This is a genomic window from Gordonia amicalis (assembly GCF_022059885.1).
In the GTDB taxonomy this organism is placed as follows: Bacteria; Actinomycetota; Actinomycetes; order Mycobacteriales; family Mycobacteriaceae; genus Gordonia; species Gordonia amicalis.
In genome coordinates, this window is the sequence record NZ_CP091855.1 from 4,465,934 (window position 1) to 4,478,290 (window position 12,357).

Genomic DNA, 12,357 nt, shown 5'->3' on the forward strand with positions numbered 1-12,357 from the left:
TCAGATCGCCATCAGTCGGCGGTGCTCGCCGCGCGCGACGGCAGCGGGATGGTCGGGGGTGTGGTCGAACGTGTCGGCCAGCTTCACGTAGGCCGACCCCCGAACCATCACGATCTCGACCTCGCCGCGTCCCCAGAGCGAGAGCAGTGCGGTCACCGGTGCGGCATAGGCAACATCGGGTCGCCGCTCCAGCTCGCGCCGGATCGGCAGGAACTTGGTCATGGTGCTGGCCTCGGGGTCGGTTTCGGTCAGCGCCGCCACGATCGCGCGTTCGATCTCGGCGACGGTCAGGGTGGTGGTCTTGGTGGTCATGTCGAGCGGTCTCCTCGGTGGTGGGTGCCGCCGCTCCCGTTGGGAGTAGCGGTGCGTTGGTGTCATCTGGCACCGCCGCTCCAGCCGAGGCACTGGAGCCGGTACCGATCTCGGTCAGCTCATCGCCGCTTCACCCCTCGCGTGGGAGCGACCGCCGACGTGATCTGAGTAGGCACGTTCGCGGTGTCGCCGCTGGTCAGCGTGTGTGCTTACTTGCATCAAGCCATGATCTAAGTAAGTCGAGACTGTCGCGACGCTCTGACCTGCACGAATAAGAGAGATCATTACCTAATCTCCCTTACTCAGATCATGGTCAGATTCGCTCCCACGCGAGGGCGAGGCGTCGGCGGTCGGGAGGCTCCAGAACGTGCGCGCTCCCTGTTCACTGGCACGCTTGGCGACGCCGCCGAGCTTGCGGAACGCGCGGCCGATGGTGACATCGGATGCGTCAATGACCGCAGCAGCGGCGAGGACGTCCTCGCGCAGGTGCGGTTGCCCGTCGCCGAGGTAACCGCGCAGGAACGTTGTCGCCGCGTCAGACTTCGACGGGGAGTGTCCACCCTGTTCCTTCACAGCCAGCACGGCGTCAAGCCCATGCCCGGCGACCCCGTCCATTACCCACCGGCCCACGCTCTCGGTGCGCCCGCCGATCGTGGCGTCGACCGACTCGACACGCGCTTGCATGGCTCCATGTGCGGCAGCAGCGAGATTGGTCTTCTTCTGTTCCAAGACCCGCACGTCGTTCTCGGTGTCGTGGGCGATACCGAGGATCGAGCGCGCCACGTTCTTGAACGCGCCCGACCCCGTGAGCCGAGACAGAAAGTCTCCCTTGAGGGACTTGTTCAGGTGGTGCAGACCGATCACGGGAGCATCGAGTGACTCGGTCAACTTGAGCAGCGGTGTCAGCGCAGGCCGGACTTCGTCCTCCCGGTCGGTGTTCACGCCGTCGCCGAGGAAGTCCTTCAACGGGTCGAGGATCACCGCGCCCGGTTCGATAGTGGCCAGGACTTCGGCGAGCTGGTCGATGTCGTCGGCGATCGAGATCGGCAGTTCGGTCCCGTCATCGAGGACGTGAGCGGGCATATGAACACGGTCGAGATCGGCACCCGCTACCTCCAGCCGGAGCCGGATAGTCGACCGGTGTCCTCGGTTGCCAGGATCACCACGTCACGCGGTCGACCGAAGTAGTGGCCAGGGAGCAGGCCGCGCGTCACCTGCGCCGCAAGCCAGAGCGTGAACAGCGACTTTGCCGCTCCCTCGCGGCCTGCGACCAGCGTCAGGCCACGCAACGGGATCAACGCCGCTGCGACGCACGTGTTCGGGTCCAGACGTTCTGTCGTCCACAGCCAGTCGATGTGTTCGCGGGTGACCTCGGACGCACGGGTCAGAGTGATCCGACCGGCAGGCTGTACCGGGCGGCGGGTGGTCGTCCGGTCCGCCTCGGTCCATCGCTCCGCGATCATCACCGACGCCGCGCGGGTGCTCTCGTCAGCGGTCGCCAGGCGGTCGAGATCCGCCTCGGTCGCACCGAGTCCGAGGAGATCGCCGACTGTGAGCGTCAACGCGGGCGCACCGCGTCGAGTCTCGGCACGGGCCACGGTATTGCGGTCCCGCAGGCGCTTCACGGCCAGGACCGCGTACTCACTCCCCGTCGAGGTGGCCACGTCCTGAAGCGTTGACAATGCGACCTGGCGGCGTCGGTCGATCCCTGTGACGATCGCCCGCAGGTCCTCAACGGGCAGGTCCTCGGTGTAGAACTGGAGACCTGCCGGAGCACCCGGTGACACCACGTGTCGACCTCGTCGAGCGTCGGTCGTGGCCCGGACAGCAGGCCGAGGGTGTCGAGGTCATCGAGGTTCACGTAGCGGCCCCGGACCTGCCCGAGGCGGCGGCGCGCCGTCTGGCGCAGGTGCGGGCACAGCACCTCGGTGACGTATCGAGGGGGCACGGCGGGTGCCGTTTCCTGCCCGTCATCCGAGGTAGACTCGGAGTCGGTTTTGTTGGTCATGGTCAGACCTTCCTTGCGACCCCCGGACGTCTCGCCGGGGGTCGCGCCATATGTCGAGGCCGATTGAATTACTTTGGTGCGCTTTGGATTTACCGAGTGAGCGCGGCGAGGACGATCGGCTCGGGTATCTCGGTGGGCGCGTGATTCGGCAGTGGCCGCGATGCCCGGCTCTCGGCGTAGGCGCGCTTGGTCGTCTCGAATGACGCGACGGCCTCGGCGTAGTTCTCGGCGTAGACGTATCCCCACGTGTTGGCCAGACCCCAACGGGTGACCATGGTGAAGGTCTCCATCTCGGTAATCAGCCGGTCCCACTTCACCGGCATGTCATCGGACAGCTCCGCTGGCTGACGGGTACCGCGCCAGGTGATCATCTGCTTGATGCCGATCGGGCGCGCATGGACTTCGGGGATCATTCCCCGCCCTCACCCTCGGTCAGCAGCTTGTAGAGCGCGGCGGCGGGGACGCGCAGACGCCGCGCACCGAGGCGGATCGTCGGTATATGTCCAGCCTTGGCCAGGCGGTAGCCGTAGGCGCGGCTCACGCCGAGGTAGGCGGCGGCGGTCTCGATGCTCACGGTGGGCGGACCGTCGCGCAGGCTGTCGAGGGTCGGGGCGCTGGTGTTGGCTGTTGTGGTCATGTCTCTAGCGTGGCGGGTCGCATGGCGAATGTCGAGACTGTAGACTCGCCAACATGAGCAGAGCACGGCGAGACCGAGGCGACGTGGAGTCGGTGACCTATGCCGACCCGCCGCCCGGAGGCCGAACCCCGTTCCGGACACCGAAACCCGGCGAGCGCGTGAGCATCCGACTTCGCGGCCACCCGCGCACCTACGTCGTGCGCGTCTCGACTACAGGCCGAGAGCCCTACCTGACCGAGCTGACGATGACCGCCGACGACGGGTCAGCGGTCGACTATGCGGCGCTGCGCGAGGTCCCGGCCCGCCGCCTGGCCTACTCCGCCGCTCAGTGGATCGCCCGCGTCGGCGGCGCGCTCGCCTATCCCAGCGACCAGACCGAGACGCGCACCCGGCCAGACGACGCCGATCCTCGTGTCTGGGATGCCGCGCAGGTCGCCGACCGCGCCCTCGCGCTCGGCCTGCCGGTACGCCAGACGGTCGCCGATGAGTTGTCGGTCTCGACCCGCACCGCCGACCGACTACTCGCTAAGGCCAAGGCCGAGGGATTCCTCGACGCCAACGACCTGCCACGCCGCCCACAACCCCGACAGAGAGACACGAACCGATGAGCACCGCCGACAACACCGCTCAACCCCGCAAGCGCGGCACCCGCGCCGATGATTCGATCAAGCGCCTACCGAACGGCAAGGGGTGGCGCGCACGTCCGACCCTCGGCACCGATCCGATGACCGGCAAACAGGTGCGCCCGACCAAGGTGTTCGCCACCAAGGCCGACGCACAGACATGGGTACGCGAGCAGCGCCAGCAGTGGGACGGGCGCACGTGGGCGGCGCGGTCCGAGCGCACGTTCGGCGACGTCGCCGATCACTGGCTCAAGGTGCGCGAGGCCGACGACAGCACGCGGGCGAACACGATCCGGGCCGACCGCGAGAGCCTGGCCTACGCCCGTCGCGCGTTCGGGTCGGTCGCGGTGCAGAAGCTCACGCCGGAGGTGCTGGTCGATTGGTCGCTGTCGATGACGACCAAGGCCGGGGCACCGCTCGCCGCCTCGACAAAGCGTCGCGCGATCGTGACGGTCAAGGCCGTGATGGCTCACGCGCTGCGGATGCGGTGGGTCAGCTTCGATCCGGCGCAGCACCTCGACGCGCCCGCGCAGAAGGTCATCGTGGCCGTGGCCGAGGGTGACATCTGGACACCGGCGCAGATGTCGGCGTTTCTCGACTCGGTAGCCGATCACCGCCTCGCCGGGTGTTTCGCCCTGACCCTGCTCGGTCTGCGGCGCGAGGAGGTCGGCGGTCTGCGGTGGTCCGACCTCGACCTCGACGCGGGCACGCTCCGCATCCGACAGGCACGGGTCGATGTCAACGGGCGCGACATCGTCGGCGATCCCAAGAACGCGCGCTCGGTGCGCGACCTGCCGATACCGCCGCGCGAGCTGGCGATGATCAAGGCCATGCGGACCGCGCACCTGCGCGAGCGTATGGCGGTCGGTCGGCCCATGACCGACGCCGATCTGGTGCTCTCGCGCATCGACGGGTCGCCGCTGCCGGTCCGCGACTACACGCGGTTGTTCACCGACCGGCGCAAGGCGGCGGGGTTGCCCTCGATCACGCTGCGCAACCTGCGGCACTCCTCGGTCTCACGGATGCGCGCGGCGGGTGTCCCTGCCGACGTCGTCGCCGCCTGGCACGGCCACTCCGAGCGGATGACCCAGGCGGTCTACGGGCGCGTGTCCGACGACCGACTTGCCGCCGCTTCGGACGCGATCTCGAAAGCGGTAGGACAGAGTTAGGACACTTCACGCGGCGACGAGATCGCCTAGGACATAAAGAAACCCGCTCCGACCGAGGTCAGAGCGGGTTTCTTTTCTGTGGAGCTAAGGGGACTCGAACCCCTGACCCCCACACTGCCAGTGTGGTGCGCTACCAGCTGCGCCATAGCCCCGTATTTTGTTGTTCCACCCTGTTCAAGGGCACTAGGAAAGTTACACCACTGCCATGACGGCGACCAAATCCGCAGGAACCGGGCCCGATGGAGGGCCCGGTCCCTCCCGGATCAGGACTTGCCGGCCAGGATTCCGTCGAGCCAGCCGGTGCCGTCGAGCAGGTTCTCGACGGGCTTGCCCTCGTGCAGAACGCTCGGGGTGCCCACCTGGCCGGCGGCCTTCTTCAGTTCGTCGGTCGACTTCGTGGCGTTCGCCTCCGCCTGCGCGACCTTCTCGTTGTTCGTGATGCACGTCGCGGTGGCGGGGGTCGCACCCTGCGCCGTCGCAAGGCGCGCGAGTTCCGGGCTGGTGATGTTGCCGGTGCCGTCCTCGGCCGGCTGGGCGCCGAACAGCGCGCTGTGGAACCGGAGGAACAGGTCGGTGTTCTGCTCCTGCGCCACACACGTGAGGGCACCCGCGGCCCGCGAGCTGTAGTCGCCCGTCGCCGATCTGGAGTTCAGGAAGTTGAGCGTGTGATAGCGCACACGCAGCTTGCCTTCGGTGACCGCGGCGGTGATCGCCGGCCCCGACTGCTGCTCGAAGAGCTTGCAGACCGGACACAACGGATCCTCGAACAGATCGATCAGCGGCGCGTTCTCCGGTCCGACGATCATCGTCGAGCTTGACGCGAGCGCGGACTGGTCCGCAGTGCCCTTGTCGCGGCCACTCCACCAGATGCCGCCGATGACCAGACCCGCGATCACCAGGACCGCGATCCCGCCGAGGACGTAGGTCATCGTGCTCGACGGCGCGCTCGGCTGATACTTCGACTTGGTGGCGCGGGGCACGGAGGCTCCCGACTTACGCTTTTCGCTCACGTTACGACAATATCCGCGCCGCACTGATAAGTCGCTGAGTGGATGCCCCCGGTCGGTGAGCGGCCCGGAACGTGCGTCGTTACGCTCGGCGGGTGACGGACAGAGAGCTCGACGAGGACATGAACCCGATCAGCCATGAGCACGCGGACGTGTCAGGTGGCCGTGTGCGAGCCGCGACCTTCGGGGCGATGGACGGGCTGGTCACCAACATCAGCCTGGTCGCCGGTGTCGGAGGCGCCGGTGCGAGCGCACACACCATCGTGTTGTCGGGTGTCGCGGGCCTCATCGCGGGCGCGTTCTCGATGGCGCTCGGCGAATTCACCTCGGTCTCGACGCAGAACGAGCAGCTCGACGCCGAGGTCGCTGTCGAGCGCAACGAGATCGAGAAGAACCCATGCGGCGAGCTCGACGAACTCATCGACATGCTCACCGACATGGGGATGACCGAGTCGACCGCGACCACCGCGGCGAACGAGATCCACGCAGACACCGACGGCGCCGTCAACGTTCACATCATCCACGAATTGGGCGTCGCCCCCTCGGACAAGCCGTCCCCGTGGGTGGCCGCGGTCTCGTCGTTCATCATGTTCGCGATCGGCGGCATCGTGCCGCTCATCCCCTACCTACTCGGCTTCTCGTCGCTGATCCTCGGCCTGTCGGTGGGTGCCGTCGGACTCCTCATCGCCGGTGGCGTCGCCGCCTACGTGACCCGTCATCCGATCGTGCGGGGCGCGCTGCGTCAGCTGTGCTTCGGGGTCGTCGCCGCCGGCGCCACCTACCTGGTGGGCCTGGCGATCGGCGTCCCCGCGGGCGGCTGATCAGCTCCCGAGTGCGGCGTCGACGACCTGCTGCGCCTCCTTCTGCACCTGCGCGAGATGCTCGGGACCCTTGAAGGACTCGGCGTAGATCTTGTAGACGTCCTCGGTTCCCGACGGCCGTGCCGCGAACCACGCGTTCTCGGTGGTGACCTTCAGGCCACCGATCGCCGCCCCGTTGCCCGGCGCGGAGGTCATGATCGCGGAGATCGGTTCACCGGCGAGTTCGGTGGCCTTGACCTGCTCCGGCGACAGCCTCGACAGCACCGCCTTCTGCTCGCGCGAGGCGGGCGCGTCGATGCGTGCGTATGCGGTCTCGCCGTACTCCTCCGCGAGCTCGGCGTAGCGCTGCGACGGCGTCTTGCCGGTGACGGCCAGGATCTCCGAGGCGAGCAGCGCCATGATGATGCCGTCCTTGTCGGTCGACCACGGACTGCCGTCGAACATCAGGAACGACGCCCCGGCGCTCTCCTCGCCGCCGAAGGCGACGCGGCCGGACAGCAGCCCGTCGACGAACCACTTGAAGCCGACCGGCACCTCCAGGAGCGGCCGCCCTATTCCGGCGACCACCCGGTCGATCAGCGACGACGACACCAGCGTCTTGCCGACCGCGGCCTGCGCCGACCACTGCGGGCGATGCGTGAACAGGTAGTCGATGGCCACCGCGAGGTAGTGGTTCGGATTCATCAGGCCGGCGTCGGGCGTGACGATTCCGTGGCGGTCGGAGTCGGCGTCGTTGCCGGTGGCGATGTCAAACGAGTCGCGCGCGGAGATGAGCGACGCCATCGCGTTCGCCGACGAGCAATCCATCCGGATCTTGCCGTCGGTGTCGAGCGTCATGAACGAGAACGTCGGGTCGACGGTGGGGTTGACGACGGTGAGGTGTTCCAGGTTGTAGCGCAGACCGAGGTGGGCCCAGTACCCGACCGACGCCCCGCCGAGCGGGTCGGCGCCGATGTGGATGTCGGCGTCACGGATGGCCTTCATGTCGACGACGTCGCCGAGGCCGTCGACGTAGTTGTGCAGGAACGAGTAGTCCTGGACGTACTCGCTCGCCCGGGCGCGTTCGAAAGGGATTCGCTTGACCCCGTCGAGGCGTGAGGCGAGCAGGTCGTTGGCGCGCGCCGCGATCGCCGAGGTGATCGTGGTGTCCGCCGGCCCCCCGGTCGGCGGGTTGTACTTGAATCCGCCGTCGCGGGGCGGGTTGTGCGACGGCGTCACCACGATGCCGTCGGAGAGCACACCGGGGTTCTCCTTGTTGAACGTCAGGATGGCGCGGCTGACCGCTGGAGTCGGGGTGAACGAGTCGTCCTCGGCAGTGAGCACCGACACCTCGTTGGCGGCGAGCACCTCCAGCGCGGTCCGCCACGCCGGAATCGACAAAGCGTGGGTATCGAAACCGATGAACAGCGGACCCGTGATTCCGGCGCCTCGCCGGTATTCGACGATCGCCTGGGTTGTCGCGACAATGTGCGCCTCGTTGAATGCGGTGTCGAAACTCGAACCGCGATGACCCGACGTCCCGAACACGACCTGCTGCAACGGGTCCGAGGGATCGGGGACGTTGTCGTAATAGGCACGCTCGAGTGCGTCCACGTCGATGAGGTCTTCGGGCAGGGCCAATGTTCCAGCTCGGGAATGTGCCATATTGCGATTCTGCCACCCTGCGCCGAATTCGACTCTCCGACGACACCGATCAGCACGGCTGACGAGAGGCGATCCGTATTCCACCCGGAATCGAATCGCTAGGGTGGAACGATCGCCGACGCGCCGTTGGAGGACTGCCAGACCATGTTGAACCCCGGTCCACCCGCCATGTTCTCCCCGAGACTGTTCTCGCCGGGACGCGACTCGACGGGCCTCGTCGTCCTGGTACTGCCCGGCGGCACCGACGACAGCCGCAAGCCGTTCACCCCGTGGCAGGCGTCGGCGCTGCGGATGTATCCGTTCACATGGTCGCTGCGGTTCCGCTACGGACGGGCGGTGCGCGTGCATCAGGTGCGGTACCGCGTCTACGGCTGGAACGGCGAGGAGAACAGTCCGATGCTGCCGGCGCGCGCCGCTCTCGACGAGATGTGCCGTCGACACCCGGGCGCACCCGTGGTGGCGATCGGACATTCGATGGGCGGCCGGGTCGCCGCCCAGCTGGCGACCGACCGCCGGGTGATCGGCGTCCTGGCGCTCGCCCCGTGGTGGCAGTTCGCCGACTGGCGGCACATCCAGCCCGGCGCCCGGGTGGTGGCGGTACACGGCGACGCCGACGAACGCACATTCGCCAAGCGAACCCGGAAGGGTATCGACGAGCTGTCGGCTCAGGGCGTCGACGCCGAGTTCATCAACGTTCCCGACGGCGGTCACGCCATGCTCGACCACATCGGTCTGTGGCAGCGCACCGCCCTCGACTTCGTCGGCGAACGGCTCTCCGCGCTGCGTCGGGCCTGACAACCCACAAACCCACCATTTATCGCCAAACCCAGCACCCCCATGGGTGGAGGATCTGGCGATCAATGGTGGGTTTACGAGGCGCTCGATCAGGCCGGGCGCCGCGACCCCGACAGTTCCTCGACGAACTCCGCGTAGAACTCGACGTAGGTGTCGCCGGAGAGCACGTACATCGGATCGTCGCCGGTCTCGCCGTAGGCCTGCTTGCGCAGTTCGGTGCGCATGTTCTTGAAGGTCGACGTGTGTTCGAGTTGGGGGACGATCCGCACGAACAGCGGCACCGCGTAGCTCGGCAGTCCATCGCGGACGTGCGCGGCGAACCCCGCGGCGTCGAATTCCTGACGGTCGCGGAGACTCACGGCTGCCATGCCGGCCTTGCCGTCGACGCCGGGCACCGGCACGCCGAACACGACGGCCTCTTCGACGGAGTCGTGCGCGTCGAGGACGGCCTCGACCTCGGTGGTGGCGACGTTCTCTCCCTTCCAGCGGAAGGTGTCACCGATCCGGTCGACGAACCCGATGTGGTTGAAACCCTGGTCGCGGACCACGTCGCCGCTGTTGTACCACTGGTCACCCTTCTTCAGGGCGTCGCGGACGATCTTCTTCTCGGTGGCCTTGGGATCGGTGTAACCGTCGAACGGGACACGCGAGTTGATCTGCGCGAGAAGCAGTCCCGTACCGCCCTTGCCGACCTTGCGGACCCGTCCGTCGCCGCCGCGCAACGGCTCGCCGGTCTCTTCGTCGTATTCGACGACGATGTACGGCAGCGGCGAGAATCCGGCGGTCTTCGACAACCCGAAGACATTCACGAAGCCGATGTTGGCCTCGCTGGCGGCATACAGCTCGACGATGCGGTCGATGCCGAAACGCTCGGTGAAGTCGTCCCAGATGTCAGGGCGCAGTCCGTTGCCGACGGCGAGCCGCACGCGGTGTGCGCGGTCGGTCGGCTTCGGCGGCTGCGCAAGGAGATACCGGCACAGCTCACCGATGTAGCTGAACGCGGTGGCGTCGTTCTCGATGAGTTCGTCGAAGAACCGCGACGCAGAGAACTGCTTGCCGATCGCGAGGCAGGCGCCCGAGGCGAGCACCGACGACAGCGAGATCGTGAGCGCGTTGTTGTGGTAGAAGGGCAGCGCCGTGTACATCACGTCGTCACCGCGGAGACGGATGCCGAGACCGCCGATACCGTTCATGGCCACCAGCCAGCGGTAATGGGTCATCTTGCTGGCCTTGGGATATCCGGTGGTCCCGGAGGTGAAGATGTAGATCGCGGTCGACCCGAGTTCGACGGTCTCCGTCGCCGCCGGGTTGACCGGCGAGCACGGCGCGGTCAGCGACGACAGCTTCTCGAACGTGAATTCCTTTGACGGACGCGCACTCTCCGGCACCGAGTCGAGAGCCTCGACCAGATCCTCCTGGTAGAGAACGACCTTGGCGCCGATCAGACCCAGGCTGTGCTCGAGCACCGCGCCGCGCTGGTGGAAGTTGATCATGCCGCAGATCGCGCCGATCTTGACGATGCCGAGCATGGCGATCACGACGTCGGGGTGGTTCTTCGACAGCACCGCCACCACGTCGCCCTTGCCGACGCCTTCCCGGGTCAGGAAGTCGGCGAGCCTGTTGGCGCGGGCGTTGGCCTCGCGGTAGGTGATCGACGAGCCCTCGAAGCGCAGGAAGTCGCGGTCCGGGTACTTGTCGACGGACTGCTGGAAGCGTTTGCCGATCGACATCTTGGTCGTCGGCGGCTTGGGCAGCATCTCCGGCAGCACACGCAGAACGGTCCCGATGTCCTTGCGCAGTGACGCGACCCCCGCCGCCATGTCGGCGAGACGGATGTCGGGCAAGAGCCCGGTCCCCGATGCGTGTTCAACCATTCAAAGCCTCCCCGAGTATGTGTTCGACGACACACACCATAGCGGGAGATCGGCGACGATGAAACGCCGGTAGCGATTCGTTCCAACCGGGAATCGGTCACCTGGTGATGGCGTCGCCGGTTGTGACCCGCCACACTGTCTTCCATGACCGACAACACCGTTGCCGCGCCGGACCGGCCCGCAGCGCCGACCGGACCGCTCGAGGGCGTCACCGTACTCGAGCTGGGCACCCTGATCGCGGGCCCGCATGCCGCCCGACTCCTGGGCGACATGGGCGCCGACGTCATCAAGATCGAGCCGCCGGGCAAGCCCGACCCGATCCGCACCTGGGGCCAGGCCGAGGTCGACGGCCATCGCTTCTACTGGACGATCCACGGCCGCAACAAGAAGGCGATCACCCTCGACCTGCGCTCCGATCGTGGACGCGAGATCTTCCTCCGGCTCGCCGACCACGCCGACATCGTCGTCGAGAATTTCCGGCCCGGCACCCTCGAACGCCTCGGCATCGGCCCCGAGGTGCTGTCCGAGCGCAACCCGGGCATCATCGTCGTACGTGTGTCCGGCTACGGCCAGACCGGACCGGATTCGACGCGTGCCGGTTACGCATCCGTCGCCGAAGCGGCGAGCGGCCTACGGTATCTCAACGGTTACCCCGGGCAATTGCCTCCGCGACTGGCACTTTCGCTCGGTGACACCCTCGCCGGGATGTTCGCCGCGCAGGGCGCGTTGGCGGCACTGTACCGTCGTTCGGTGACCGGCAAGGGCCAGGTCGTCGACACCTCGCTCATCGAATCCTGTGTGGCCGTTCAGGAGTCGGCGATCGCGGACTACGACGCCGGTGGCGTGGTGCGCGGACCGTCGGGCACACGCCTCGACGGCATCGCGCCGTCGAACCTCTACCCCACCAGCGAGGGCACGCATGTGATCATCGCGGCCAACCAGGACTCGGTGTTCGCACGCCTCTGTCAGGCGATGGGCCGGCCCGAACTCGCGACCGACGAGCGGTTCGCCGACCACGCCGCCCGCGGTCGCAACCAGGACGAGCTCGACGAACTGATCGGCGAATGGTCGTCGCAGTATTCGCCCGACAAGCTCACCGAGGTCCTGAGCGCCGCGGGAGTCGTTGTGGGACCGGTCAACACGGTCGCCGAGGTGGTCGCCGACCCACATCTGCGGGCACGCGGCATGATCGCCGAACACTACGACGAACGGGCGCAGCGCACGGTCCTTGGACCCGGCGTCGTGCCGCAGTTCAGTGAAACCCCCGGCGGCATCCGCAACGCCGGGCCCCCGGCCCCGGGATGCGACAACGAGACCGTCTACGGCGAGCTGCTGGGGTTGTCGACCGGGGAGCTCGAGGAGTTGCGTGAAGAGGGTGTCATCTGACGCCAACTGGAATCCACCCCGACATCCGCCCCTGGTATCCGCCCGCCGTGGACCCACCGGCGGCGATATGTCGCCCACCGC

General features: G+C 67.3%; 11 protein-coding genes, 1 tRNA gene and 1 pseudogene. 5 read left to right on the forward strand and 8 right to left on the reverse strand.

From position 1 onward, the window contains the following. From IHQ52_RS20605 to IHQ52_RS20620, 4 genes and pseudogenes are all read right to left on the reverse strand, one after another. Complete coding sequence (locus tag IHQ52_RS20605) at positions 1-312, reverse strand: hypothetical protein (RefSeq protein ID WP_238063884.1); 312 nt, start codon at positions 310-312, stop codon at positions 1-3. 288 nt (positions 313-600) lie between these two features. Next, positions 601-1,775 (reverse strand): annotated as a pseudogene (locus tag IHQ52_RS20610) (AAA family ATPase). A 634-nt stretch (positions 1,776-2,409) separates the two neighbouring features. Next, a complete protein-coding gene (locus tag IHQ52_RS20615) occupies positions 2,410-2,733 on the reverse strand; it encodes a hypothetical protein (protein WP_238063886.1) in 324 nt (107 codons plus the stop codon). Then, positions 2,730-2,957 carry a helix-turn-helix transcriptional regulator gene (locus tag IHQ52_RS20620; protein ID WP_238063896.1) on the reverse strand — a complete coding sequence of 76 codons (228 nt, stop codon included), beginning with the start codon at positions 2,955-2,957 and terminating at the stop codon, positions 2,730-2,732. Before IHQ52_RS20620 ends, IHQ52_RS20615 begins: the two co-directional genes overlap by 4 nt. Positions 2,958-3,010: 53 nt before the next feature. Here IHQ52_RS20620 and IHQ52_RS20625 point away from each other — a divergent pair, with 53 nt between their 5' ends. Beyond that, complete coding sequence (locus IHQ52_RS20625) at positions 3,011-3,565, forward strand: hypothetical protein (protein ID WP_238063898.1); 555 nt, start codon at positions 3,011-3,013, stop codon at positions 3,563-3,565. Continuing rightward, complete coding sequence (locus IHQ52_RS20630; protein ID WP_238063900.1) at positions 3,562-4,749, forward strand: tyrosine-type recombinase/integrase; 1,188 nt, start codon at positions 3,562-3,564, stop codon at positions 4,747-4,749. Before IHQ52_RS20625 ends, IHQ52_RS20630 begins: the two co-directional genes overlap by 4 nt. Before the next feature lie 79 nt (positions 4,750-4,828). Here IHQ52_RS20630 and IHQ52_RS20635 read toward each other — a convergent pair. Then, a tRNA-Ala gene (locus IHQ52_RS20635) sits at positions 4,829-4,901 on the reverse strand. A 111-nt stretch (positions 4,902-5,012) separates the two neighbouring features. Beyond that, positions 5,013-5,759, reverse strand: a complete 747-nt coding sequence (locus IHQ52_RS20640; RefSeq protein ID WP_006435885.1) for a DsbA family protein — start codon at positions 5,757-5,759, stop codon at positions 5,013-5,015. Positions 5,760-5,878: 119 nt separating this feature from the next. On the opposite strand from IHQ52_RS20640, the gene IHQ52_RS20645 reads away from it, so the two are divergent. Next, entirely contained in the window at positions 5,879-6,577 is a 699-nt protein-coding gene (locus IHQ52_RS20645) for a VIT1/CCC1 transporter family protein (protein WP_035760335.1), read from the forward strand. On the opposite strand, the gene pgm is transcribed toward IHQ52_RS20645, so the two are convergent. After that, positions 6,578-8,221: a phosphoglucomutase (alpha-D-glucose-1,6-bisphosphate-dependent) gene (gene pgm, locus IHQ52_RS20650; protein WP_024498213.1), complete on the reverse strand. Its 1,644-nt coding sequence runs from the start codon at positions 8,219-8,221 to the stop codon at positions 6,578-6,580. Positions 8,222-8,365: 144 nt separating this feature from the next. On the opposite strand from pgm, the gene IHQ52_RS20655 reads away from it, so the two are divergent. Further along, on the forward strand, positions 8,366-9,016 hold the full coding sequence (locus tag IHQ52_RS20655; RefSeq protein ID WP_024498212.1) for an alpha/beta fold hydrolase: 651 nt from the start codon (positions 8,366-8,368) through the stop codon (positions 9,014-9,016). 89 nt (positions 9,017-9,105) lie between these two features. Here IHQ52_RS20655 and IHQ52_RS20660 read toward each other — a convergent pair whose 3' ends face one another. Continuing rightward, positions 9,106-10,890: a long-chain-acyl-CoA synthetase gene (locus tag IHQ52_RS20660; RefSeq protein ID WP_024498211.1), complete on the reverse strand. Its 1,785-nt coding sequence runs from the start codon at positions 10,888-10,890 to the stop codon at positions 9,106-9,108. Positions 10,891-11,034: 144 nt separating this feature from the next. Between IHQ52_RS20660 and IHQ52_RS20665 the strand changes: the two genes are divergently transcribed. Then, the gene (locus IHQ52_RS20665) at positions 11,035-12,276 is read left to right on the forward strand and encodes a CaiB/BaiF CoA transferase family protein (protein WP_024498210.1); all 1,242 of its coding nucleotides are present in this window, start codon (positions 11,035-11,037) and stop codon (positions 12,274-12,276) included. Positions 12,277-12,357: the final 81 nt, after the last annotated feature.